This window comes from Mycolicibacterium moriokaense (genome assembly GCF_010726085.1).
GTDB classification, from domain to species: domain Bacteria; phylum Actinomycetota; class Actinomycetes; order Mycobacteriales; family Mycobacteriaceae; genus Mycobacterium; species Mycobacterium moriokaense.
Genome location: NZ_AP022560.1, coordinates 3,683,487 through 3,708,949, shown reverse-complemented (window position 1 = coordinate 3,708,949; position 25,463 = coordinate 3,683,487). Strand labels below are relative to the sequence as shown.

Here is a 25,463-nt window from a genome sequence, read left to right as displayed (position 1 = left end):
GGCCGCGCCGTCCGGCTCATGCAGGGAAAGGCGGGCAGCGAGACCGAGTACGGTTCGGCGCTCGACGCCGCGATGACGTGGCAGCGCGACGGCGCGGAGTGGATCCACCTGGTGGACCTCGACGCCGCCTTCGGCAGGGGTAACAACCGGGAGCTCCTCGCGGAGGTGGTCGGCAGGCTCGACGTCGCGGTGGAGCTGTCCGGCGGGATCCGCGATGACGATTCGCTCAAGGCGGCGCTGGATACCGGCTGTGCGCGTGTGAACCTCGGCACCGCGGCACTGGAGAACCCGCAGTGGTGCGCGAAGGTTGTCGCCGAGCACGGCGAGAAAGTCGCCGTCGGGCTGGATGTGAAGATCGCGGGCGACGATTACCGGTTGCGCGGTCGCGGATGGGAAACCGACGGCGGCGACCTCTGGGAGGTGCTGGAACGCCTTGACCGCGAAGGCTGTTCACGCTTCGTCGTCACCGACGTAACCAAGGACGGCACGCTCAACGGTCCGAACCTCGATCTCTTGCAGAAGGTCACCGACCGCACCGAGGCGCCGGTGATCGCCTCGGGCGGGGTGTCGAGCATCGATGACCTGCAGGCGATTGCGACCCTCACCGATCGCGGCGTCGAAGGTGCGATTGTCGGAAAGGCGCTCTACGCGGGACGGTTCACGCTTCCGGAAGCGTTGGCTGCGGTGGCGCAGTAGATGGCGCTCAACACGGCCGACCTGGATGCTCTGGTCGACGTGGCCGCCAAGATCCTCGACGAGGCGGCCAAGCCGTTCATCGAGGGCCACCGAGCCGATTCGGCGGTGAAGAAGAAGGGCAACGACTTCGCCACCGAGGTCGACCTCGCGATCGAACGCCAGGTGGTCGAGGCGCTCACCCGCGAGACCGGCATCGAGGTGCACGGCGAGGAATTCGGCGGTGCCGACGTCGAGTCGCCACTCCTGTGGGTCCTCGACCCGATCGACGGCACGTTCAACTATGCGGCCGGTTCGCCGCTGGCGGCGATCCTGCTCGGCCTCGTGCGCGATGGCGAGCCGGTGGCGGGGCTGACGTGGGTTCCGTTCACCGGTGAGCGATTCACCGCCGTTGTGGGTAAGCCGTTGCGCAGCAACGGTATCGAGCAGCCGCCGCTGCAGCCCGCGCGGTTGGCCGACTCCGTCGTAGGGGTCAGTACCTTCAACGTCGATTCGCGGGGCAAGGTGCCGGGACGGTACCGGCTTGCCGTGATCGAGAACCTGAGCCGCAAGTGCTCCAGGATGCGGATGCACGGCGCGACCGGAATCGACTTCGCCTACACCGCGGCCGGAATCCTCGGGGGAACCATCAGCTTCGGCGCACATCTGTGGGATCACGCGGCAGGCGTCGCGTTGGTGCGCGCGGCCGGGGGCATAGTCACCAACTTGGACGGCAGCGATTGGACCATCGAGTCGCGCTCGGCCCTGGCCGGTGCGCCCGGCGTGCACGCCGAGCTGCTCGAGCTACTGCAGTCCGTGGGCGCACCGGAGGATTTCTAGATGGATCTCGCGGTCCGGATCATCCCATGCCTGGACGTCGACGACGGCCGGGTGGTCAAGGGCGTGAACTTCGAGAACCTGCGCGACGCCGGTGATCCCGTCGAACTCGCGGCCGCCTACGACGCCGAGGGTGCCGACGAGCTCACCTTCCTGGACGTCACCGCATCGTCGTCCGGCCGGGCCACCATGCTCGAGGTCGTCAAACGCACCGCCGAGCAGGTGTTCATCCCGTTGACCGTCGGTGGTGGAGTGCGCTCGGTCGCCGACGTCGACGTGCTGTTGCGCGCGGGCGCGGACAAGGTCGCCGTCAACACCGCCGCCATCGCCAGGCCGGAACTGCTCGCCGAGCTGTCCCGCCAGTTCGGATCGCAGTGCATCGTGCTCTCGGTCGATGCGCGCACCGTTCCGGAGGGTGAGCAGCCCACGCCGTCAGGGTGGGAAGTGACCACGCACGGCGGGCGGCGGGGCACCGGCATCGACGCCATCGAATGGGCCACGCGGGGAGCAGAACTCGGTGTCGGCGAGATCCTGCTGAACTCGATGGACTTCGACGGCACGAAAGCAGGGTTCGACCTGCCGATGATCGCGGCGGTCCGTGGTGCGGTAAACGTCCCCGTGATCGCCAGCGGCGGCGCGGGAGCGGTCGAACATTTCGCGCCCGCCGTCTTTGCCGGGGCCGACGCGGTGCTGGCCGCCAGTGTCTTCCATTTCCGTGAGCTCACGATCGGCCAGGTGAAGGCTGCCATGGCGGCAGAAGGGATCGTCGTCAGATGAGCGCGTTGGACGAAAGCATCGCCTCGCGGTTGAAGCGCGACGCGAACGGGCTGTTCACCGCGGTGGTGCAGGAACGCGGTACCGGTCAGGTGCTGATGGTCGCGTGGATGGATGACGATGCGCTGGCGCGGACGCTGGAAACCCGTGAGGCGACGTACTATTCACGTTCCCGCGGCGAGCAGTGGATCAAGGGCGCGACCTCGGGACACACGCAGCGCGTGCATTCGGTGCGGTTGGACTGCGACGGGGACACCGTTCTGCTCGAGGTCGATCAGGTCGGCGCGGCCTGCCACACCGGTGATCACAGTTGTTTCGATGCGGACGTGTTGTTGGCGCCGGAGGCCTAAGCTGCGGGCGTGAAACGCGCTCTGGCGGTCGCCGCGGTGGCGCTGGCGACTGCACCGGCCGCCCGGCGGTACTTCGCGAAGCGTGGTGCGCTGGCCGAGGTGGCTCCGGAGCTCCGGAGCCCCTTGCTGTTGCTGCTTTCGCCGCCGTCCAGCACGCGATTGCTGCCACTGCAGCGTTTCAATGCTCGGCTGCGCACCCCGTCCGGTGGGGGTGTGAAGATCACGAAACATCAATCCGGCGACCCTGCTGTCCGGATCGTCGTCACCACACCGTCGCGGGGCGACCGGCCTCGCCCCGCGGTGTTGTGGATCCACAGTGGGGGTTTCGTGGTGGGGTCGCCGGAGTTCGAATCATTCCTGACGGGCCAGATCGCGCGTGAGGTCGGCGCGGTGGTGGCGTCTCCGGACTACCGGCTCGCGCCTGAGCATCCCTTTCCCGCGGCGCTGGACGACTGCATGACCACGCTGACGTGGATGCACGCAAACGCTGACGCGCTCGGCATCGACACTCATCACATCGCCGTCGGGGGCGCCAGTGCCGGTGGCGGGCTTGCGGCTGCGGTGGCGCAACGCTGCCACGATGATGGCATTCCGCTGGCAGCTCAGGTGCTCGTGTATCCGATGCTTGACGACCGCACTGCGCTACGGGACGACCATGGCGGGCGCGGACATTTTCTGTGGACTCCCGCATCGGACCGATTCGGCTGGACGTCGTATCTGGGTCGTGAGCCGGGAGCGTCGGACGTGCCCGAATACGCGGCACCCGCACGCCGATCCGACCTCACCGGTCTTGCGCCGGCATGGGTCGGGGTAGGCGATCTTGACCTGCTGTACGACGAGAGCGTGACCTATGCCGAGCGATTGCGCGAGTCTGGCGTGGACTGCGAACTGGTCACCGTCCCAGGGATGTACCACGCCGCGGACGGCATCGCTCGAAAAGCACCATCGATGCTCAGTTTTCGCGCCAGCATGCTTCAGCATCTACGAACGCACGTCGCGGAGGTTCAGTGATGGTGAAGCGGATCGCAGCGATCCTTGGTTTAGGATTCGTTGCTACGACGGTGCGCAGTTACCTCAAAGTCCGCGATGCCTTGTCGGAAGTCGCACCCGAGTTACGCAGCCCCGTCTTGCCGCTCGTCGCGGTGGCGTTCACCCAGCGCAAACTGTGGTTCAGCAGGCGACTGATGAGCATTCCCACGAAGCCCTGCGCTGGCGTCACGATGGCCAAACGCCGCGTCGGCGATCCGTCGGTCCCGGTCCTCGTCTTCACGCCCGATCACCGTGCCACGCCCGCGCCCGCGGTGCTGTGGCTCCACGGCGGCGGTTACGTCGTCGGGACCCCGGAGTTCGAGGCGGCGGGTTCGGCGCGTCTCGCTCGCGACCTCGGCGCCGTGGTGGTGTCACCTGACTACCGGCTGGCTCCAGAGTATCCGTTTCCCGCGGGTCTCGATGACTGCATGGCGGTGCTCAGCTGGATGCGTGAGAACGCCGACGAATTGGGAATCGACGCGGCTCGCATTGCGGTGATGGGGGCCAGTGCCGGCGGGGGAATGGCGGCCGCAGTCGCGCAACGTAGCCACGACGAAGGGACCACTCTGCGGGCGCAGATCCTGGTGTACCCCATGCTCGACGACCGCAGCAGCCTGGTCGCGGACCACGCGGGCCGTGGCCGCTTCGCGTGGACACCCGAATCGAACGTGTACGGATGGACGGCGTATCTGGGCCATCCGCCACGCATGTCCGATGCACCCGAATACGCCTCTCCGGGTAGACGATCCGACCTGTCCGGCCTATCACCGGCGTGGGTCGGTGTCGGCGAGCTCGACGTCTTTCACGATGAGGACGTCGCCTATGCCGAGCAGCTGAAGTCCTGCGGTGTGCCGTGTGAGCTCGTCACCGTGCCCGGTATGTATCACGGCGCGGACTTCGTGCGGCCGAATGCGCAGTCCATGAAGGACTTCCACTCCGGCATGCTCGGTTTTCTCAAGCGCTACCTATGATGCGCGTCGCCTTGGCGCGCGCGGTCCACCGACCTTCGTCGTAGCCGACGATCACCGGGTGAGCGAATGCGTCGCTGACGTTGTCGGTGGTCACGGTCTCCCGCGCCGTCCCGACGGCGACGGTTCGCCCCTCTGCGATGAGCAAGGCGTGCGTGGTGGTGGTCGGCAGCTCTTCGAGGTGGTGGGTGACGAGGATCGACGCCACGTCCGGATGCGTCTCGTCGAGCGAATCGATGGTCTCCAGTAGCTGTTCGCGCGCAGCCACGTCGAGACCCGTTGTCGGCTCATCGAGCAGCAGCAGCCGCGGCTCGGACACCAGCGCCCGTGCGATGAGCGTCCGACCACGCTCACCCTGTGACAGAGTCGGCCACACATCGGTTGCCTTGTGCGACAACCCGACCGCATCGATCATCGCGTCCGCCCGGTCAAGCTCCTCGTCGCTCGGTGTCCATCGCATCGGTGTGTCGATCGTCGCCGTGATACCCGTCAGCACCACTTCGCGCACCGTCAACGAATACTGCAGCCGGTGACGGGGATTCACGTGACCGATGAACCGACGCAACCGCGCGAGCTCCACGCGGCCCATCTGCTCGCCGAGGATATGCACGGTGCCCGAGGTGGGGAACATGACTGCCGCACAGAATCCCAACAGCGTGCTCTTACCCGCACCGTTCGGACCGAGCAGCGCCCAATGCTCACCGGCGTTGACCTTGAGCGAGATGCCATCGATGATCTGCTTGCCGTCGCGACGAAACGTCACGTCGGCCAGTTCGAGCGCCGGCGTCACGCGGACTGCCGTTGGCGCAGCACCTCCAGCGCCTTGTCGGCGTGGGTGTCCATGCTGACCTCGCTCGCGATGACCTCGAGCACGGTGCGGTCGGTGTCGATCACGAACGTCGTCCGCTTGACCGGCATGAACTTGCCGAGCAGGCCGCGCTTGACCCCGAACTGCGTGGCGACGGTCCCGTCGGCGTCCGACAGCAGCGGGTAGTCGAACTTCTGCTTGTCGGCGAACTGCGCCTGCTTCTCGACGGGATCGGTGCTGATGCCCACCCGGCTGGCACCGACCGCGGCGAACTCCGAGGCCAGATCGCGGAAGTGACACGCCTCCTTGGTGCATCCCGGCGTCATCGCGGCGGGGTAGAAGAACAACACGATGGGGCCACCTGCGAGCAACTCCGAAAGGCTTCGCACGGTGCCTGTCTGGTCCGGCAACTCGAACTCTGCAACCTGGTCACCACGTTTCATAGCTCCTCACGCTACGCCGACTCGAAAATCGTTGGCGCTGGTTGTCGTATCTGTGAGAACGTGCCGAATGCTCGACATCTTCATGTCCGACGGCTACGTCAAGGTCGAGCACGCCGTTCCCCACGGCGTCGCGGATGCGGCGCGCGCTGCGCTGTGGCAGCAGTTGGGTCTTTCGCCCGACGATCGTGACGAGTGGTCAAAACCCGTGCGGTGGGCCTCAGATCTGATGGGCCACGGGCCTTTCGGTGAACTTGTTCGAAGTCCGGCGTTGGCGGCGCTCGATGCGGTGTGCGGGCGCGGTGGGTGGGTGCCGCGAGGCTCGCTGGGCAACGTGCCCGTCCGTTTCCCGGTGTCGCCGCCCAACGACGACCGCGGGTGGCACATCGACGCCAACACGCCGCAACCCGACGGGACGTGGGCGGTGACCGGACGCCCGCACATCGTGTTGCTGCTGACCTTGTTGTCGGAGGTCGGCCCGGACGACGCTCCGACGCGGATCCGGGTGGGCTCACACCGCGACGTGGCCCGCGTGCTGGGGCCGGACCCCGTCGAATTGGCCCAGATGGGTCGCCTGGTCGACGCCGCCAGCGCCGACCGGCCGGTGGCGCACGCGACCGGCGAGCCCGGCGACATGTACCTGCTGCACCCGTTCACAGCGCACGCGGCCGACGAACACCGTGGCAACACGCCGCGGTTCATGGCGCAGGCGCCCGTCGTGCTGACCAGTCCACTGACACCCACGTCGTCGTCGCCCTTGGCGCGCGTCTGGGAGGATTGATGGGTGCAATCGACCGCCAACCTCGCGCTCACCACGTCACGCGAGGACTTCCGGGCGCTAGCCGCCGAGCACCGCGTGGTGCCGGTGACCCGCAAGGTGCTCGCCGACAGTGAGACGCCACTGTCGGCGTACCGCAAGCTGGCCGCCAACCGGCCCGGGACGTTCTTGCTGGAATCGGCCGAAAACGGCCGCTCGTGGTCCCGCTGGTCGTTCATCGGTGCGGGTGCGCCGTCGGCGCTGACCGTCCGCGACGGCGAGGCGGTGTGGTTGGGCACCACGCCGAAGGACGCCCCCAAGGAGGGTGATCCGCTTCAGGCCCTGCGGGCGACGCTCGAGCTGCTGAAAACCGAGCCTGTGCCGGGTCTGCCGCCGCTGTCGTCGGGCCTCGTCGGGTTCTTCGCGTACGACATGGTGCGACGCCTGGAACGGCTGCCGTCGCTGGCTGTCGACGACTTGGGCCTGCCCGACATGCTGCTGCTGCTGGCCACCGACATCGCCGCCGTCGACCACCACGAGGGCACCATCACGCTGATCGCCAACGCCGTGAACTGGAACGGCACCGACGAGCGCGTCGACTGGGCGTACGACGACGCGGTGGCCCGGCTCGATGTGATGACCGCGGCCCTCGGCGAGCCGCTGCCGTCGACGGTGGCGACGTTCAGCAGGCCCGAGCCGGTGCACCGGTCACAACGCACCGTCGAGGAGTACACCGCGATCGTCGAGAAGCTCGTTGGCGACATCGAAGCGGGCGAGGCTTTCCAGGTGGTGCCCTCGCAGCGTTTTGAGATCGATACCGACGCCGATCCGCTCGACGTCTACCGGATGCTGCGGGTGAGCAACCCCAGTCCGTACATGTATCTGCTCAATGTGCCCAATGATGCTGGCGGGCTGGACTTTTCGATCGTCGGTTCGAGTCCCGAGGCGTTGGTGACGGTCAAGGACGGCAGGGCGTCGACGCACCCCATCGCCGGCACGCGGTGGCGCGGGGAGACCGAGGAAGAGGACCTGCTGCTCGAGAAGGAGCTGCTGCACGACGAGAAGGAGCGGGCCGAGCACCTGATGCTGGTCGATCTCGGCCGCAACGACCTCGGCCGCGTCTGCCGGCCCGGCACCGTGCGCGTCGAGGACTACAGCCACATCGAGCGGTACAGCCACGTCATGCACATCGTGTCGACGGTGCACGGTGAGCTCGCCGACGACAGGACCGCGCTGGATGCCGTATTGGCGTGCTTCCCGGCGGGAACGCTGTCGGGCGCGCCGAAGGTACGCGCCATGGAGCTGATCGAAGAGGTCGAGAAGACCCGTCGCGGGCTGTACGGCGGTGTGCTGGGTTACCTGGACTTCGCGGGCAACGCCGATTTCGCGATCGCCATTCGCACGGCGCTGATGCGCGGGGGCACGGCGTACGTCCAGGCAGGCGGGGGAGTCGTGGCCGATTCCAACGGGCCCTACGAGTACACCGAGGCGTCAAACAAGGCCCGTGCGGTGCTCAAGGCCATCGCTGCGGCGGAAACGCTGACCGAACCATGATTCGGATCGCGCAGCTCGGGCTCGTGTTGGCGGCGGCGGCATTGTGGGTCGCGTCGCGGATGACATGGGTCGAGGTGACGTCGTTCGACGGGCTGGGCCAGCCCCGAACGACGGCGCTGTCCGGCGGTTCGTGGTCGACGGCCCTGGTCCCGCTCGCTGTGTTGCTGCTGGCCACCGCTGTCGCCGCGCTCGCGGTACGCGGCTGGGTGTTGCGCGCGCTGGCCGTCCTTGTGGCGATCACCAGCGCGGGGCTGGCATATCTGGCGATCACGCTGTGGGTGATGCCTGACGTAGGCGTTCGGGCGTCACACCTTGCCGACGCGCCGGTGGCCGATCTGGTGGGCACTCAGCGGCACTACGGGGGTGCGGTGATCACGGTGGTGGCGGCGGCCCTGACCCTGCTGTCCGCCGTGCTGCTGTTGCGATCGGCGACCAAGGACCGCTCCGCTGCGGTCCGCTACGCACGTCGTAGTAGTTCTGTCGCGGGCGAACCGGAGGACGCGATGTCGGAGCGACAGCTGTGGGACGCACTCGACGATGGCGTCGATCCCACCCAACATCAGACCCCAGACAACAAGGGCCGGTGACACCCAATGGTGTGGCGACGGTTACCCTTCGTTGAAGATCGGTTGGCACCATCCGGGAGGATTCGGCACTCATGAGTTCGGCGACTGTGCTCGACACCATCATTGAAGGTGTTCGCGCCGATGTCGCAGCTCGCGAAGCGGCTCTTCCGCTCGCCGACATCAAGGAGAAGGCGAAGGCGGCGCGACCCCCGCTCGACGTGTTGGCGGCGTTGCGTGAACCGGGTATCGGTGTCATCGCAGAAGTGAAGCGCGCTAGCCCGTCGCGCGGCGAATTGGCCGCGATCTCCGATCCAGCGGAGTTGGCCCGTGCATACGAGGACGGCGGAGCACGCGTTATCAGCGTCCTCACCGAGGAACGGCGATTCAACGGCTCGCTGGCAGATCTCGACGCAGTGCGTGCTGCGGTGTCAATCCCGGTGTTGCGCAAGGATTTCATCATTGGGCCGTACCAGATTCACGAGGCCCGTGCCCACGGTGCGGACATGCTGCTGCTCATCGTCGCTGCGCTCACGCAGCAGGCACTGGAGTCGATGCTCGATCGCACCGAATCGCTTGGCATGACGGCGCTTGTCGAGGTGCACACCGAGGAGGAGGCGGACCGCGCTCTGCAGGCCGGCGCGAAGGTGATCGGGGTCAACGCCCGGGACCTCAAGACGCTGGAAGTGGATCGGGACTGCTTCGCGCGCATTGCCCCCGGTCTACCGAGCGGCGTCATTCGTATCGCCGAGTCGGGTGTGCGCGGCACAGCCGATCTCCTCGCTTACGCCGGGGCAGGCGCCGACGCTGTGCTCGTCGGTGAGGGACTGGTCACCAGTGGTGACCCGCGCAGCGCCGTAGCCGATTTGGTCACCGCAGGCACACACCCGTCCTGCCCGAAACCCTCACGCTGACAAGTGGCCGACCTCACCGGTCCGGAGTTACCGCGTTCGAGCGCGGCCGTCGCCGAACCCACAGTCCACGATCCCGACGAGCGCGGCCATTTCGGCGTCTACGGAGGGCGGTACGTCCCCGAGGCGCTGATGGCGGTGATCGAAGAAGTCACCGCCGCATACGAGAAGGCTCGTGGCGATCAGGAGTTCCTCGACGAGTTGGATCGGTTGCAGCGTCACTACAGCGGTCGGCCGTCGCCGTTGTACGAAGCGTCGAGGCTTTCCGAGCATGCGGGTGGCGCGCGGATCTTCCTGAAGCGAGAAGACCTCAACCACACCGGATCTCACAAGATCAACAACGTGCTCGGGCAGGCGCTGCTGGCGCGGCAGATGGGCAAGACCCGCGTGATCGCCGAGACCGGCGCGGGCCAGCACGGTGTGGCCACGGCGACGGCGTGCGCGCTGCTCGGCCTGGAGTGCATCATCTACATGGGTGCGATCGACACCGCGCGGCAGGCTCTCAACGTGGCGCGGATGCGTCTACTCGGGGCCGAGGTGGTGTCCGTCGAGGCGGGTTCCAAGACGCTGAAGGACGCGATCAACGAGGCGTTCCGCGACTGGGTCACCAACGCGGACAACACCTATTACTGCTTCGGTACGGCGGCGGGGCCGCATCCGTTCCCCACGATGGTGCGCGATTTCCAACGGGTGATCGGGCTCGAGGCGCGGGCGCAGATCCAGGCGCAGGCGGGCAGGCTGCCTGATGCCGTGACGGCGTGCGTGGGAGGCGGATCGAATGCCATCGGCATCTTCCACGCCTTCATCGATGATCCTGGGACTCGGCTCATCGGCTTCGAGGCAGCGGGGGATGGCGTCGAAACCGGGCGTCACGCAGCGACTTTCACAGGCGGTTCGCCTGGAGCGTTTCAGGGGTCGTACTCGTATCTGCTTCAGGATGAAGACGGGCAGACCATCGAATCGCATTCGATCTCAGCGGGTTTGGACTATCCGGGGGTGGGGCCGGAACACGCGTTCCTGAAGGACATCGGCCGCGCGGAATATCGACCTATCACCGACACCGAGGCGATGGATGCCTTCGCTCTGTTATGCCGTACCGAGGGAATCATTCCGGCAATCGAATCGGCGCACGCCGTGGCGGGTGCATTGAAGCTGGGTCAGGAGCTGGGCCGCGACGCGCTCATCTTGGTCAACCTGTCGGGCCGTGGCGACAAGGATGTCGAGACCGCGGCGAAGTGGTTCGGCTTGATGGACGGTGAGTCGTGAGTCGGCTGGCGGAGATGTTCGACACGTGCGGGGCGGAGGACCGTTCGGCACTCATCGGATACCTGCCCACGGGTTTTCCCGATGTGCCGACGTCGATTTCGGCGATGAAGGCGTTGGTCGAATCAGGCTGCGACCTCGTTGAGGTCGGTATTCCGTATTCGGACCCGGGTATGGACGGACCCACGATCGCGGCGGCCACGGAAGTGGCGTTACGCGGTGGCGTCCGCGTGCGTGACACGCTGGCCGCTGTCGAGGCGATCAGTAATGCGGGCGGCCGTGCCGTGGTGATGACGTACTGGAATGTGGTGCTGCACTGGGGTGTCGACGCGTTCGCCCGTGACCTGGCTGCGGCAGGCGGTCTGGGGATGATCACGCCCGATCTGATTCCGGACGAGGCGTCGGAGTGGCTCGAAGTGTCGGAGCGCCACGATCTGGACCGCATCTTCCTGGTAGCCCCGTCGTCGACTCCCGAGCGGCTGGCCGCGACGGTGCGGGCGTCACGCGGATTCGTCTACGCCGCGTCCACGATGGGCGTCACCGGTGCACGCGACGCGGTGTCAACAGCCGCACCCGAATTGGTCAGGCGGGTGAAGGCGGTGTCCGACATTCCGGTCGGGGTCGGCCTGGGTGTGCGGTCGCGTGAGCAGGCAGCGGAGATCGGGGCGTACGCGGACGGCGTGATCGTCGGGTCGGCGCTGGTTTCGGCGTTGCAGGACGGGTTGCCTGCGGTGCGGGCACTGACCACTGAGCTTGCCGACGGTGTGCGGCAGAGGATCACCGCGTGACGACGACAGTCCTGGCATCGATACCCAGTCCCTCGCAGGGTGTGTGGTACCTCGGCCCGGTCCCGATCCGCGCGTACGCGTTGTGCATCATCGTCGGAATCGTTGTGGCGTTGCTCATCGGTGACCGGCGCTGGACGGCCAGGGGTGGCGAGCAGGGCGTCATCTACGACATCGCGCTGTGGGCGGTGCCGTTCGGTCTGCTCGGCGGCCGGCTGTATCACGTCATCACCGATTGGCCGAAGTACTTCGGGGAAGGTGGCGCCGGGTTACTCGGCGTCGTGCGGATCTGGGACGGTGGTCTCGGAATCTGGGGTGCCGTCGCGCTCGGCGGTGTCGGGGCCTGGATCGCGTGCCGACTGCGTGGCATTCCGTTGCCGGCGTTCGCAGATGCGATCGCGCCGGGAATCGTGCTGGCGCAGGCGATTGGACGGTTGGGCAACTATTTCAACCAGGAGTTGTACGGCCGCCCGACAGATCTGCCCTGGGGACTCGAGATCTACGAGCGGGTGGGCGCGAACGGCGTCGTCAGCCCAGACCTGGCGAGCGGGGTCTCGACGGGCCAGCTGTACGCCATCGTGCATCCGACGTTCCTGTACGAATTGCTCTGGAACGTTCTGGTTTTCGCAGTCCTGATTTGGGTCGATCGGCGGTTCACGATCGGTCACGGTCGCTTGTTCGCGCTGTACGTGGCCGGTTACTGCGTGGGTCGGTTCTGGATCGAACTGCTGCGCAGCGACCCCGCCAGCCTGATCGCAGACATCAGGATCAACTCGTTCACATCGACGTTCGTGTTCATCGGCGCAGTGGTCTACATCATGGTGGCGCCCAAAGGTCGCGAGGATCCGGCGACGCTCAAGGGGAAGCCGCGTGACGAGTCGCTGATCGACGAGGTGGCCGATGAGCTCGTCGCGGTCGCTGCTACGACGGGTGTGGTGGCTGCGGCCAAGGCGGCAGGTGCGGATGAGGACGAAGATGCTGGCGCTGACTCGGATGAGGTCGCCGAGGCGGCCGAAGAGCCGGGGCCGGACGATGATTCGGAGACCGAGGCGCATACGGCGGTAGTCGAACTGCTTACGGCCGCTGCGGCGGCTGAGGACGAGGATTTCGACGGGGACGAAGAAGTAGTCGGTGGTGTAGGCGCTGTCGAGGGTGAGGACGCCGTCGAGGCGCAGGAGGCTGCGGCTGAGGTTCATGAGGCCGCGGTTGAGGATGCGGCTGAGGCGGAAGAAGTAGCGGCGGAAGTCGCCGAAGAGGCCGAGGAAGCCGAGGACGAGGAAGCCGAAGCTGTCGGCGGCGTGGGTGCTGTCGAGGGTGAGGATGCCGTCGAGGCGCAGGAGGCTGCGGCTGAGGTTCATGACGCGGCGGTCGAGGATGCGGCCGAGGCTGAAGAAGTTGCAGCGGAAGTCGCCGAAGAAGCCGAGGAATCTGCCGACGAGGAAGCGGCAACCGACGCAGAGGAAGCGGAGGAGCCGGAGCCTGACGAAGGTGCCGACGAAACGGTGTCCGCCGAGGGCGGGGAAGCAGCACCCGAGGCTGCTGGTGAGGCTGCAGCTGAAGAAACCACCGCCGAGGAAACAGAACCCGAACTACCCGGCGACGGTGATGCTGTAGCCGAGGGCGAAGACCAGGGCGACGTAGAGGAAGGTTCGGATGTTCTGGCCGAGCCGACCGACGCTGACGCTGAGAGCACCGATGAGGGCGAAGAACTAGCGGCGACTTCTGAGGAATCGGAACCCGAGGAACTCCTGGACATCGAGACTGAGGAAGCCGAATCTGACGACTCCGGTGAGGACAAGCCGGTCGTCGAGGATGCTGAAGAAACTGAACCCGAGACATCGGCATCCGACGAGCCCGGCGACGATGACGCTGCAGCCGAGGACATTGCAGAGGCTGAGGACGAAGACATAGCGGCGGAACTCGCCGCTGCGGCCGAGGATCTCGGTTCCACCGACGAAGAATCAGAGTCCACGGTCGACGGTGAGGACGAAGAAGCGGCGGACTCTGAAGCCGACGCAGACGCCGACGAATCCGACGACGCCACAGCAGAAGAGCCTGCCGTCGAAGAAGCTGCGGAAGCAGAGAACGACGCCGCCCCAGCATCGGCCCAAGCGCCTGCACAACAGCCTGAAGAGCGCGGCGGACGGCTTCGTCGACTGTTCCGTCGCCGAGGCTGAATCTGCGAGCCGATCATCATCTGACTGACAACCAAACTGTCAGAGGGTCGATATACGATCGAATGTATGTTCGATCTCGCGACCGTGACCTCGGTTGATCCGCTCGCCGACGAGGCTGAGTTGATCGCGCGGATCGCCCAGTTGGAGCAACTCAAATCAGCCGCCGCGGCAGGGCAGGCGCGTGCCACCGCTGCGTTGGACGAGCGCCGGCGCGCAGCGGAGGCGGCAGCGGGTGTTCCATCGGCCAAGAGAGGCAAGGGCCTCGCCAGCGAGGTGGCATTGGCGCGACGCGATTCTCCATATCGTGGAAACCAGCATCTCGGGTTCGCCAAGGCATTGGTCCATGAAATGCCGCATACGCTGGCGGCATTGGAGTCGGGTGCACTTTCGGAATGGCGCGCCACGCTGATCGTGCGCGAGTCCGCCTGTTTGGAGGTCGAGCTTCGACGGACGCTGGATGCTGAATTGTGCGCGGACGTAAGCAAGCTGGATGGGCTCGGCGACAAGAGGTTGACCACCGAGGCAAAGAACATCGCCTACCGGCTCGATCCGCAGGCGATCGTCGACCGGGCCGCTAGGGCCGAAGCCGACCGGACAGTAACCATTCGTCCCGCGCCCGACGCCATGACATACGTGACCGTGCTGCTACCGGTGGCGGTGGGTGTAGGGGTGTACGCCGCGTTGAAGCGTTCTGCCGACACCACTTTCGACGATCGGTCCCGCGGCCAGGTCATGGCCGACACGCTAGTGGAGCGGGTGATGGGCCGGCCTGCAGACGTTCCGGAACCAATCGCGGTCAGCCTCGTGATATCGGATGAGGCGCTGCTCGGTGGAGAGAACGTCCCGGCGATGATCGAGGGTTACGGCCCGATTCCTCCTTCGGTGGCATGCCGATTGGTTGAATCCGCAGTCGGCGACCAGCGGTCGAAGGCGACGTTGCGGCGTCTGTACCGAAACCCGAAGAGCGGATCACTTGTGGCGATGGAGTCCCGATCACGCTGCTTCCCCAAGGGACTGGCGATGTTCATCGGCCTTCGAGATCAAAGTTGTCGAACACCGTATTGCGATGCGCCCATCCGACACCGTGATCACGCTGTGCCGAGCAGCCGGGGCGGACCCACGAATGGACTCAACGGGCTCGGCATGTGCGCGTACTGCAACTTCGTCAAGGAGTCACCGAATTGGGAGGTGTCCCCATGCGAGGAGAACGGTGTCCACACAGCTGAATTCGTGACACCGACTGGCCATCATTACCGGTCGACCGCTCCGCCCTTGCTCGGGCGCCCGCTGATCACGATCAGCGAAGTCGAGATCAGAATCGGTATCGAGCTCGCAGACCTACACGCCGCGTAGGTGATAACGCCGCTCAGGTCTGCCGGCGCCGTACTGCAGTCGCAATTCCAACACCTCAGTACTCAGGTAATGCTCGAGGTAGCGGCGAGCACTGACACGGGAAATCCCAACCATATCCGCACATTCCGCAGCAGACACTTCGCCCGCCTCGCGAACTGCATCCAAGACCAGCCGCCCAGTCTCGGCACCGAGCCCCTTCGGCAGGGGCTGGGTCGTACCGCCCGGACTCCCGAACAACGAATCCACCAACGACTGGTCGATTCCACCGGGGGCCGACTCCAGGGCATCCGCCCGCGCCGCGAATGCTTCCAGTTTCGCCTTGAACTGACCGAACTCGAACGGTTTGATCAAGAAGTCCGCTGCACCACCATCCAAAGCGCCTTTGACGGTGTCCAATTCGCGCGCCGCGGTGATCATGATGACGCCGACGAGATTGCCGTCCGAACGCAGCCGCTGCAGCACGGACAAGCCAGTCATATCCGGCAGGTACACATCCAACAGAACCAGATCCGGCTGCAACTCCTTCACCGCCGCAAGTGCCTCCGCCCCCGTACGTGCAACGCCAGTTGCCTGAAAGCCGTCTACCTGTTCGACGAACCGGCGATGGATCTCGGCCACCATGAAATCGTCATCGACGATCAGCACGTCACGCATGAGCAGCCTTCTCCGCGACGACGCTCGCTGGCAGGCGCACCACGAAGAGTGCACCTCCAGAAGGACCGTCGACAACCTCCACCGTGCCGCCATGCTGCGCCGTCACCAGCCGCACCAACGCCAGGCCGATACCCCGACCGCCCGGAACGTCCGGCTTGGAGGTCACCCCGCGCGCGAAGATCGACTCCCGAAGATTCTCGGGCACACCCGGTCCGGAGTCAGCTACCGAGATCGTCAGGCCCGCGTGGTCGTCAATGCTGACCGTCACTCGGGCCGCTACAGATCCCACCGACACGTCGACCGCGTTGTCGATCAGATTGCCCAGCAGCGTGATCACGTCGGTCGCCACGGCAGGCGGCAACGCCTCAAGGTGCGAATCCGGGGCGAGTTCCAGAGAGACACTGCTCTCAGCCGCCAACGTCGTCTTGGCGATCAACAATGCCGCTACTGCGGGATCGGAAATGCGCTGTGTCACGGCATCACTGATCTCCGCGCGGCGTCGAGTCAGCGTCTCGACAAGATCGCGGACAGAGTCGTATTCGCCCAACTGAACAAGCCCCGAGATCGTATGCAGCTGATTGGCGAACTCGTGCGTTTGGGCCCGCAGCGTGTCTGTCACGCTCTTGTGTGACGACAGCTGGCCCTGCAACGCCGCCAGCTCGGTGCTGTCACGCATCGTCGTGACCGTCCCGATCTGCTGACCCTGGCTCGTCGCCGCCCGCCTGTTCAGCGCCAACACCCTTGTCCGCGTGACGATCACGACGTCGCGGCCCTCCTCACCCGACAACAGGAACGCGACCACTGCGGGATCGAGCCCCACGCTGTGCACCGGTCGGCCTACGGCATCGGCAGTCACGCCGAGCAGTTCCTGTGCGCTGTCGTTCAGTACGGTGATGTCGCCCTCGTTGTTCACCGCGACGACGCCCTCACGGATGCTGTGTAACAACGCTTCCCGATGATCGGCCAGGCTCGCGATCTCCGCGATCTCCAACCCGCGGGTATGCCGCTTGATCCGCCGCGACAACAGCCACGACGCCAGCAGCCCCAGCGCCGCACCCAGCCCGAGGTAGAACAGGAGCCGCTCGCCGGACGCACCCATCAACTCCCACACCGACGGATACCGCTCACTGACCGACGCGATCGACACGACTTCCCCTGAGTCTGCCAGGATCGGCACCTCGCCGACGAGGCTGTGTACCCCGTCGATCGTCAGATCACCGAACCAGGCCCGCCCTTCGTCGGCGCGCGTCGGACCCATGTCGACTTGACGCCCGACCCGCGACGGATCCGACGACACGCGCACCGTCCCGCCCGGATCGATGATCTCCGCAAGCCCGGCACCCGACAGCGCCACCGCACGATCGACCTCCGGCGCCAGCACCTTGGACGCGCCCGGGTCCGCGTACCTGTCCCGCACCACCGGCGTCGACGCCATATTCTCGGCGACCGCGATCATCCGCGCCCCGCGCACCTCACGGAACTCCCGCGTCGACTGCGCCACCGACACCGCCGCCACCGCGACCAGGACGATCGCGACGACCAGCAACTGGAAGACCAGGAATTGGCCCGCCAGGCTGCGAAACCCCCGCGCCGTGTCGCAACAGGTGCTGCTCGAATGCCCGAAGCCGATCTTGGCGGTCAAACCCGACGGAAAATGACGTGGCACAGGTCACGTATGTTTCCGTTGCGTTTCGTCGACCGCGCACGCAGCCATCACGGTGAAGTGAGCGGGTGTTGACGTTTCGGACATGACGGGGCAATGGCAAGGGAATGGCCGCACGCGAACCTAGTGTTCGTGAAAACCTTGAGCCGCAGCCGCACGATCGAGCACTGGGACGCCGAAGACGTCGAGGCATGGGAAGCCGGGGGGAACCGGATCGCCAAGCGCAACCTGATCTGGTCCATCTTCGCCGAGCACGTCGGTTTCTCGGTGTGGTCAATCTGGTCGGTGATGGTCCTGTTCATGCCGCAGAGCATTTACCACATTGATGCCGCAGGAAAGTTCTACCTGGTCGCGGTGCCCACGCTGGTCGGCGCCGTCATGCGCATCCCGTACACCATCGCGCCCGCCAAGTTCGGCGGCCGTAACTGGACGATCGTCAGCGCACTGCTGCTGCTCATCCCGACGGTTCTGACCCTCTGGGTGATGAAGAGGCCCGACACGTCGCACGCCACGTTCATGGTTGTCGCGGCATTCGCGGGCTTCGGCGGCGGAAACTTCGCCTCGTCGATGACCAACATCAACGCGTTCTATCCCCAGCGCCTCAAGGGCTGGGCGCTTGGCCTGAACGCCGGCGGCGGCAACATCGGCGTGCCGGTGATCCAGCTGATCGGCCTGCTGGTGATTGCCGCGGTCAGCAACACGGCGTCCGAAATCGTCTGTGCCATCTACCTTGTGATGATCGGACTCGCCGCGCTCGGTGCCGCCCTGTTCATGGACAACCTCGGCAACCAGCGCTCGAACCTCGGCGCGATGTTAGAAGCGTTGCGGTTCAAGCACTCCTGGGTGATGAGCTTCCTCTACATCGGCACCTTCGGCTCGTTTATCGGCTTCTCGTTCGCATTCGGTCAGGTGCTCCAGATCAACTTCCTCGCCGGGGGAGACACCCCAGCGCAGGCGTCGCTGCACGCTGCCCAGATCGCCTTCATCGGCCCGCTGCTCGGCTCGATCTCCCGTCCTTTCGGCGGCAAGATCTCCGACCGGATCGGCGGCGGGAGAGTCACCCTGTACACGTTTGTCGCGATGATCTTCGCGGCGGGAATCCTGGTGGCAGCGGGCGTGATCGACGACGGCATGGCCGGCGCCGCGACGACCGGACAGATGGTCGCCTACGTGACCGGTTTCATCCTGCTTTTCATCCTGTCGGGTATCGGAAACGGGTCGACGTACAAGATGATCCCGTCGATCTTCGAGGCGAAGGCCCAGGGCCGCGGTGACTGGAACCGCGAAGAGAAGGCGGCCTGGTCGCGAAGCATGTCCGGCGCTCTCATCGGCTTCGCCGGTGCGATCGGCGCACTGGGCGGCGTGTTCATCAACGTCGTACTGCGCGCGTCCTATGTCAGCGAGGCCAAGTCCGCGACCAACGCGTTCTGGGTGTTCCTCGTCTTCTACGTGATCTGCGCGATCGTCACCTGGGGGGTGTTCCTGCGAGTCCACACGGCGCGGGCCGGCGCGGGCGAGCAGATCGGTCGCACACCGGCACCGGTGCCCGCCTGACGCCCATGGTGACCCGTACGGCGTGCTCATACTGCGGTGTCGGCTGCGGTATCGAAGTTCACAGCGTCGTGAGCTCCGATACCGGCCGACCCGTCATCGCCCAGGTCACCGGAGACAAGCTGCACCCCGCCAACTTCGGCAGGCTGTGCACCAAGGGCGCGACGCACGGCGAGATGATGGCCGCCGACGATGGACGGCTGACGACGGCACTGCTGCGTCCCGCCCGCGGTGAGGAACCGGTGTCGGTACCTGTCGACGACGCGGTCGCCGAGGCGGGGCGACGACTGCGCGCCATCGCCGACGAGCACGGACCCGACGCCGTCGCGCTCTACGTATCGGGTCAGATGTCCATCGAGGCGCAGTACCTGGCCACCAAGCTGGCCAAGGGATTCCTGCGGACCGTGCACATCGAGTCCAACTCGCGACTGTGCATGGCGAGCGCGGGAACCGGTTTCAAGCAGTCGCTCGGCGCCGACGGCCCACCGGGCTCGTACGCCGACTTCGACTGCACCGACCTGTTTTTCGTCATCGGCTCGAACATGGCCGACTGCCATCCGATCCTGTATCTGCGCATGGTGGACCGGCTCAAGGCCGGCGCGAAGCTGATCGTCGTCGACCCCCGTCGTACCGCCACCGCCGAGCGCACCGACCTGTTCCTGCAGATCAAACCCGGCACCGACCTTGCTCTGCTCAACGGCCTGCTGCATCTACTCGTCGACAACGGCGACATCGACGAGGATTTCATCGCCGAGCACACCGACGGCTGGGACACCATGCCCAGCTTCCTGGCCGACTACACGCCCGAGGCCGTCGCACAGATCACCGGACTCACCGAGCCGGACATCCGCACTGCCGCCCGGATGATCGCCGAGGCCGGCGAGTGGATGAGCTGCTGGACGATGGGCCTGAACCAGAGCACCCACGGCACCTGGAACACCAACGCCATCTGCAACCTGCACCTGGCCACCGGCGCCATCTGCCGGCCGGGCAGCGGCCCGATGTCGCTGACGGGTCAGCCCAACGCGATGGGCGGCCGCGAAATGGGTTACATGGGGCCGGGGTTGCCCGGTCAGCGCTCGGTGCTGTCCGCGGACGACCGCGCCTTCGTCGAACAGCAGTGGGAGCTGGAACCCGGCACCATCCGGTCCGACGTCGGGCCGGGCACCATCGACATGTTCGGCCAACTCGCCGACGGACGCATCAAAGCGTGCTGGATCATCTGCACCAATCCCGTTGCCACTGTGGCTAATCGCAGCACGGTGATCGCGGGTCTGGAAGCCGCCGAGTTGGTCATCGCACAGGACACCTACCGCAACACCGCAACCAACTCGTACGCCGACATTGTGCTGCCCGCGACCCTGTGGGCCGAGGCCGACGCGGTGATGGTGAACTCAGAGCGCAATCTCACGCTGCTCCAGCAGTCGGTGCCGCCGATCGGCGCGGCACGCCCCGACTGGCGGTTGATCTGCCAGGTCGCCGCGCATCTGGGTTACGGCGAACACTTCGCCTACGAGTCCAGCGAGCAGATCTTCGACGAGATCCGTCGCTTCTGGAATCCCAAGACCGGCTATGACATTCGCGGGGCCAGCTATGCGCGGCTGCGCGAAACGTCGCTGCAGTGGCCCTGCCCGCCCGGCGACGAGATCGATCGCCACCCGATCCGCTACCTCAACGACGGCGTCAGCCAGGACTACTTCGTCGACGAGGACGGCCATGCGCCGCGGCTGGCCTTCGCGACCCCGACGCGGCGCGCGAACTTCTTCGCCCGGCCACACATGGACGCTCGCGAGCTGCCCGACGACGACTACCCGCTGGTGCTCAACACCGGTCGGTTGCAACACCAGTGGCACACCATGACCAAGACCGGCCTCGTCGATGCGCTCAACCGACTCAACAGCGAACCGTTCGTGGAAATCCACCCGGCCGACGCTGCGGGACTGGAGATCTCGAAGGACCAGGATGTCGAGCTGACCACCCGCCGCGGCCGCGCGGTACTTCCCGCGGTGATCTCCGACCGGGTGCGCCAGGGCACCTGCTTCGTGCCCTTCCACTGGAACGACGACCACGGCGAGTACCTGGCCGTCAACGCACTCACCAACGACGCCGTCGACCCCGACTCGCTGCAACCGGAGTTCAAGGCGTGTGCGGTACGTCTGCGCCCACTGGCCACGCCGGTGCGCGAGCCAACAGTGCTGTCGCGTCCAAACCTCACCGAGGGGCCGCTGATCCTGTGGGCGTCCCAGACCGGCACCGCCGAGGAGTTCGCGGGCAAGTTGGCCGCCGGGATCGGCGTGCCGAACCTGGTGAACATGAACGACATCGGAATGGCCGACCTCGCGGCGCGCGACGTGCTGGTGGTCACCAGCACCTTCGGGGACGGCGGGCCACCCGACAACGGTGCGGACTTCTGGAACCGCCTCAACGCTCCCGACGCCCCCACGTTGACCGGTGTGCGGTTCGCGGTGCTCGGTATCGGCGACCGCGCGTACGAGAACTTCTGCGGCCACGCCAGATCCATCGACTCCCGCCTGTCCGCGCTGGGTGCGACCCGGCTGCTCGACCGGGTCGAATGCGAGGCTTACGACGACGAGCCGATGGGCCGGTGGGTCGATCAGGTCGCCGCGCTGCTGGGCCGCTCGGTGTCCGCGTCGCCCGCGACCGTCGCCGAGCCGTTCAGCCGCGCGAATCCGATCGTCGCGCCGCTGTGCCGCAACCTCCTTCTGAGTGCACCGTCGGCACGAAAAGAGGTCCGGCAGTTCGGGTTTGACATCTCCGAGTTCGACGTCAGCTACTCCGCAGGCGACTCGCTCGGGGTGTTTCCGACGAACAACCCGGCCGCGGTCGACGCCTGGCTGGACGCCACCGGGATGCGCGGTGAGCACATCGTCGTGGTCGACGGCACCGAGCAGACCCTGCGTGACGCGCTCACGTCGCACTACGACTTCTGCCGTATCACCCCCGACCTGCTGCGCTTTATCGCCGAGCACAGCCGCGACGCGAAGGTGCTGCGCGCCTCCAAGGGCAAGCTCGACAAATGGCTCGTCGGGCGCAACGTCCTGGATCTGGTGCAGGAGTTCGTCGTACACGCCGACCCCGATCAATGGCTGGATGTCCTGGTGCGGCTGACGCCGCGCAGCTACTCGATCTCGTCGAGCCCGCTGGTCAGTCCGCACGAGATCCAGCTGACGGTGTCGGTGATGCGCTACGGACACCAGCGTGGCGGGGTGTGCTCGACGTTCCTGGCCGATCGCGCGACGTCGGCCCCGGTGTTCCTCCAGCGGTCGCCGCACTTCCGGCCGCCCGAGGACGCGGACACACCGATGATCATGGTGGGCCCGGGGACGGGCATCGCGCCGTTCCGCGGTTTCCTGCAGGAGCGTCGCGCACTGGGACACGCGGGCCGCAACTGGTTGTTCTTCGGCGATCAGCACCGAAACGAAAACTTCTATTACCGAGACGATTTGGAGGGAATGGCTCGCGACGGCTTCCTCAGCCGGCTCGACCTCGCCTTCAGCCGCGATCAGAAGGACCGGGTCTACGTACAGCACAAGATGCTCGACCACGCCGCCGACGTGTGGCGCTGGCTCGACGACGGCGGACACTTCTACGTCTGCGGTGACGCCACCCGGATGGCCCACGACGTCGACGCCGCGCTGACGACGATCATCGAGACCCACGGGAAGATGTCTCGCGAGGGGGCACGCGATTTCAAGCGTGAACTCGTCGCTGCGAAGCGCTACGTGCGCGACGTGTACTAGAGGCCGGGTTCCATCGCCGCCGCCACCTCGGCGGCCGCGTAGTGCGGTTCCGCACGTAGCCCGTCGACGACGCCGCGGCGGTCGGCCGCCGAGCGGTTCTGGCTCAGCTTCGCCTTCCCCTCGACGCGGCTGACGGTGATCTCTAGCCCGACGATGCCCGCGAGTTGGCCCTCGATGTACTTCTCGGGCGCGTCACCGGGGTGCCACGGCTCATCGCGCCCGTCCTCGTGCACGCTGGTCAAGTGGGTGACCACGTCGCGCAGCCAGTCCCGGTCCTCGCGCACCCGCACCGTGCCGGACAGGTGCACGGCGCTGTAGTTCCACGTCGGCACCACGCGGCCGTGTTCGGCCTTCGCCGCGTACCACGATGGGCTGATGTAGGCCTCGGGGCCCGAACAGATCAGCAGTGCCGGGCTGTCGGGGGCGATCGTCTTCCACTGCGGATTGGCCCGCGCCATATGGGCGAGGACGACGTCGCCGTCCCAGATCACCGGCAGCAGGGTGGCGACGGGAGTCCCGTCCGGGTCGACCGTGATGAACTGCGCTGATCGTGCCTCGGCGACGAAGCGCCGAATCTCGTCCTCGTCGTCGATCCGGTTGAAAGAAGGGGTGTACATGTTGTGTCCGAGGGGGCTGTGGCATCCGCGATACGGGGTGTGACCTGGCATTTGAGTTGGTCAACGCATCGTACGCCGGCGCTGGATACGTTAGTGGGGCCGACACAGAGCCTCGCCGCGTTGGCCGCGAATTCGCGTGTCCGACTTGCGCACCAGTTCGCGGCGAAGCCGGACCACAGCCATCGTCTCCAACCAACAACCAACTCGGTAATCGCCGTTGCGGCGAGACGAAGCCTTTGCCCCACCTGCCTGCCACATTGGATGTCACAAGCCTTATCAGGCAACGTCACTGGAGGAGCATCCTATGGAGGATCTGTTCGGCCGACGCGCGATCGTGTCGGGATCGGCCCGCGGGATTGGTTTCGCCATCGCCAGTCGTCTCGTGGCGGGCGGTGCCAAAGTTGCCGTCGTAGACCTCGATGCTCAAGGGGCGAACGCTGCGGCACGTCAGCTGGGCAACGGGAGTATCGGCGTGGGGTGCGATGTGCGGTCGGACGCCGATGTAGATCTCGCGGTGGCACGCGCCGTTGAAGCGTTCGGCGGGCTGGACTTACTTGTCAACAACGCAGGGATTGAAATCGCCAAGCCCATAATCGAACTCACGAGTGACGAGTTCAGTCAGGTGCTCGATGTCAACGTGACAGGCACCTTCCGGTTCACCAAGGCGGCGGTGCCGGCGCTTGCGGCAGCCGGGAACGGTGCGATCGTGGTCGTATCATCTGTCGCCGGCACCGCGGGTGGCCCATTGGTCAGCGCCTACAGCGCGTCCAAGGGAGCACTGATCCGCTTTACCGAATCGGCCGCCATCGAACTACGTCAGGCCGGTATTCGCGTAAATGCCGTCTGCCCGGGACTTGTTCGCACCGAAATGGCCGAGCGCTTGGCAGCACCTCTCGAGGCCGTCGCTCCGATCCCGTTCGACGACCTCGTCGCGCTCAAGCAGGGCCGCTTCGGCACGCCGGCCGAGATCGCCGAGAGCGTCGCTTTCCTCGCCTCTGACGACGCCCGCTTCATCAACGGCGCCCACTACCTTGTCGACGGTGGCCTCACCGCGAACCTTTTCTAAGGAGAACGCATGTCCCACACTGCATTTGCTGAAAGCGCATTCGAGACTGCCGAGGGTTCTCTCGTCGGCAAAGTCGCCGTCGTCACCGGCGCCGCCCGCGGCATCGGTCACGCTGTCGCGCAGGCTTACGCCGCTCGAGGCGCCACCGTGGTCATCGCCGATATCGACGCATCCGCTGCGGCGTCCGCTGCGAGCGCCCTGCCGAACGCCGTTGCGGTGCAATGCGACGTGACCAACGAGCGCAGCGTCGTCGAACTCTTCGAGCACGCGGTAGATCGGTATGCCAAGGTTGACATTGCCGTTGCGAACGCGGGGATCGCCGGTGTTCTGCCGATCGTGGAGATGCCCTTCGCCACCTGGCGCACCATGTTGTCGACCAATCTCGACGGGGTCTTCCTCACGGTGCGATCCGCTGCACGGTCGATGATCGCGTCGCAGACGGCCGGATCCATCATCACGATGGCCTCGGTGACAGCCCTGGCGGGCATCCCGTTGGCTGCGCATTACGCCGCAGCGAAGGCCGGTGTGGTGAGCTTGACCAAGACCGCTGCGCTTGAACTGCGGCCGGCAGGGATCAGGGTCAACGCGATCCTGCCCGGATTCGCGGAGACGGAACTGGTCACCGCGAACCGCGAGAAATACAGCGCGGCGTTGGGTATTGACTTCGACACCGTCATCACCGCAGCACAGGGAGGTTATGTCAGCGTCGACGATGTCGCCGGGCTGGCGTTGTTCCTCGCCGGTGACCGGTCGCGGTTTTGCACCGGCGCAGGGTTTGTCGTCGACGGGGGTCTGACCGCAAGCCTGTTCTGACGGCAGGCCCCTTTGTTCACCAGTCGTCCGCGGCGCGATTCGGGCGGTATCAACGTTCGCCGTTGTCGCGTCCATTTCTTTGCGACGGTATCGCTGG

General features: G+C 66.1%; 23 protein-coding genes. 18 read left to right on the top strand and 5 right to left on the bottom strand.

Translation table 11 applies throughout. The features are described from left to right. The first annotated feature begins 18 nt into the window (after nt 1-18). Genes priA through G6N43_RS18110 form a run of 6 tightly spaced genes read left to right on the top strand, consistent with a single transcriptional unit; the run spans nt 19 to nt 4,633 of the window. A complete protein-coding gene (gene priA, locus G6N43_RS18135; protein WP_234810087.1) occupies nt 19-696 on the top strand; it encodes a bifunctional 1-(5-phosphoribosyl)-5-((5-phosphoribosylamino)methylideneamino)imidazole-4-carboxamide isomerase/phosphoribosylanthranilate isomerase PriA in 678 nt (225 codons plus the stop codon). Beyond that, entirely contained in the window at nt 697-1,512 is an 816-nt protein-coding gene (locus tag G6N43_RS18130) for an inositol monophosphatase family protein (RefSeq protein WP_083151042.1), read from the top strand. It begins immediately after the preceding gene. Continuing rightward, nucleotides 1,513-2,286 carry an imidazole glycerol phosphate synthase subunit HisF gene (gene hisF, locus G6N43_RS18125; protein ID WP_083151044.1) on the top strand — a complete coding sequence of 258 codons (774 nt, stop codon included), beginning with the start codon at nt 1,513-1,515 and terminating at the stop codon, nt 2,284-2,286. Next, the gene (hisI, locus tag G6N43_RS18120; RefSeq protein ID WP_083151046.1) at nt 2,283-2,633 is read left to right on the top strand and encodes a phosphoribosyl-AMP cyclohydrolase; all 351 of its coding nucleotides are present in this window, start codon (nt 2,283-2,285) and stop codon (nt 2,631-2,633) included. Before hisF ends, hisI begins: the two co-directional genes overlap by 4 nt. 9 nt (nt 2,634-2,642) lie before the next feature. Beyond that, entirely contained in the window at nt 2,643-3,644 is a 1,002-nt protein-coding gene (locus tag G6N43_RS18115) for an alpha/beta hydrolase (RefSeq protein WP_234810081.1), read from the top strand. Further along, complete coding sequence (locus tag G6N43_RS18110; protein ID WP_083151048.1) at nt 3,644-4,633, top strand: alpha/beta hydrolase; 990 nt, start codon at nt 3,644-3,646, stop codon at nt 4,631-4,633. Before G6N43_RS18115 ends, G6N43_RS18110 begins: the two co-directional genes overlap by 1 nt. Here G6N43_RS18110 and G6N43_RS18105 read toward each other — a convergent pair. Then, entirely contained in the window at nt 4,617-5,420 is an 804-nt protein-coding gene (locus G6N43_RS18105) for an ABC transporter ATP-binding protein (RefSeq protein ID WP_083151050.1), read from the bottom strand. The two genes, G6N43_RS18110 and G6N43_RS18105, sit on opposite strands and share 17 nt — an antisense overlap. Then, entirely contained in the window at nt 5,417-5,881 is a 465-nt protein-coding gene (locus G6N43_RS18100; RefSeq protein ID WP_083151052.1) for a peroxiredoxin, read from the bottom strand. The genes G6N43_RS18105 and G6N43_RS18100 overlap by 4 nt, the downstream gene beginning before the upstream one ends. 67 nt (nt 5,882-5,948) lie before the next feature. On the opposite strand from G6N43_RS18100, the gene G6N43_RS18095 reads away from it, so the two are divergent. The 8 genes from G6N43_RS18095 (at nt 5,949) to G6N43_RS18060 (ending at nt 15,241) form a co-directional block, all read left to right on the top strand. Continuing rightward, entirely contained in the window at nt 5,949-6,659 is a 711-nt protein-coding gene (locus G6N43_RS18095) for a phytanoyl-CoA dioxygenase family protein (RefSeq protein WP_083151054.1), read from the top strand. Nucleotides 6,660-6,662: 3 nt separating this feature from the next. Next, nucleotides 6,663-8,189 carry an anthranilate synthase component I gene (locus tag G6N43_RS18090; RefSeq protein WP_083151056.1) on the top strand — a complete coding sequence of 509 codons (1,527 nt, stop codon included), beginning with the start codon at nt 6,663-6,665 and terminating at the stop codon, nt 8,187-8,189. After that, the gene (locus G6N43_RS18085; RefSeq protein ID WP_083151058.1) at nt 8,186-8,776 is read left to right on the top strand and encodes a TIGR02234 family membrane protein; all 591 of its coding nucleotides are present in this window, start codon (nt 8,186-8,188) and stop codon (nt 8,774-8,776) included. The genes G6N43_RS18090 and G6N43_RS18085 overlap by 4 nt, the downstream gene beginning before the upstream one ends. A 71-nt stretch (nt 8,777-8,847) precedes the next feature. Continuing rightward, nucleotides 8,848-9,666, top strand: a complete 819-nt coding sequence (gene trpC, locus G6N43_RS18080; RefSeq protein ID WP_083151060.1) for an indole-3-glycerol phosphate synthase TrpC — start codon at nt 8,848-8,850, stop codon at nt 9,664-9,666. A 3-nt stretch (nt 9,667-9,669) separates the two neighbouring features. Then, nucleotides 9,670-10,929, top strand: coding sequence for a tryptophan synthase subunit beta (gene trpB / locus G6N43_RS18075; protein ID WP_083151063.1), 1,260 nt, complete (start codon nt 9,670-9,672; stop codon nt 10,927-10,929). Between the two features lie 14 nt (nt 10,930-10,943). Then, nucleotides 10,944-11,714: a tryptophan synthase subunit alpha gene (trpA, locus tag G6N43_RS18070; RefSeq protein ID WP_179968041.1), complete on the top strand. Its 771-nt coding sequence runs from the start codon at nt 10,944-10,946 to the stop codon at nt 11,712-11,714. Continuing rightward, nucleotides 11,711-13,888 (top strand): prolipoprotein diacylglyceryl transferase, encoded by a 2,178-nt coding sequence (lgt, locus tag G6N43_RS18065; protein ID WP_083151067.1) that lies wholly within the window; start codon nt 11,711-11,713, stop codon nt 13,886-13,888. Before trpA ends, lgt begins: the two co-directional genes overlap by 4 nt. Before the next feature lie 66 nt (nt 13,889-13,954). Then, nucleotides 13,955-15,241 carry a DUF222 domain-containing protein gene (locus tag G6N43_RS18060; protein WP_083151070.1) on the top strand — a complete coding sequence of 429 codons (1,287 nt, stop codon included), beginning with the start codon at nt 13,955-13,957 and terminating at the stop codon, nt 15,239-15,241. Here G6N43_RS18060 and G6N43_RS18055 read toward each other — a convergent pair. Together G6N43_RS18055 and G6N43_RS18050 are read right to left on the bottom strand one after the other, a co-directional pair. Then, on the bottom strand, nt 15,227-15,895 hold the full coding sequence (locus G6N43_RS18055; protein ID WP_083151072.1) for a response regulator: 669 nt from the start codon (nt 15,893-15,895) through the stop codon (nt 15,227-15,229). The genes G6N43_RS18060 and G6N43_RS18055 overlap by 15 nt on opposite strands. Further along, nucleotides 15,888-17,525, bottom strand: a complete 1,638-nt coding sequence (locus G6N43_RS18050) for a sensor histidine kinase (RefSeq protein WP_083151485.1) — start codon at nt 17,523-17,525, stop codon at nt 15,888-15,890. The genes G6N43_RS18055 and G6N43_RS18050 overlap by 8 nt, the downstream gene beginning before the upstream one ends. Nucleotides 17,526-17,654: 129 nt before the next feature. Here G6N43_RS18050 and G6N43_RS18045 point away from each other — a divergent pair, with 129 nt between their 5' ends. Then, nucleotides 17,655-19,112, top strand: a complete 1,458-nt coding sequence (locus G6N43_RS18045; RefSeq protein WP_083151075.1) for a nitrate/nitrite transporter — start codon at nt 17,655-17,657, stop codon at nt 19,110-19,112. A 5-nt stretch (nt 19,113-19,117) separates the two neighbouring features. After that, nucleotides 19,118-22,870, top strand: a complete 3,753-nt coding sequence (locus G6N43_RS18040) for a bifunctional nitrate reductase/sulfite reductase flavoprotein subunit alpha (protein ID WP_083151077.1) — start codon at nt 19,118-19,120, stop codon at nt 22,868-22,870. Here the strand turns inward: G6N43_RS18040 and G6N43_RS18035 are convergent. Next, a complete protein-coding gene (locus G6N43_RS18035; protein WP_083151078.1) occupies nt 22,867-23,487 on the bottom strand; it encodes an FMN-binding negative transcriptional regulator in 621 nt (206 codons plus the stop codon). The two genes, G6N43_RS18040 and G6N43_RS18035, sit on opposite strands and share 4 nt — an antisense overlap. A 217-nt stretch (nt 23,488-23,704) precedes the next feature. Between G6N43_RS18035 and G6N43_RS18030 the strand changes: the two genes are divergently transcribed. After that, nucleotides 23,705-24,553, top strand: a complete 849-nt coding sequence (locus G6N43_RS18030; RefSeq protein WP_308206461.1) for an SDR family NAD(P)-dependent oxidoreductase — start codon at nt 23,705-23,707, stop codon at nt 24,551-24,553. Nucleotides 24,554-24,562: 9 nt separating this feature from the next. After that, nucleotides 24,563-25,366 (top strand): SDR family NAD(P)-dependent oxidoreductase, encoded by an 804-nt coding sequence (locus tag G6N43_RS18025; RefSeq protein WP_083151081.1) that lies wholly within the window; start codon nt 24,563-24,565, stop codon nt 25,364-25,366. The last annotated feature ends 97 nt before the right edge of the window (nt 25,367-25,463 follow it).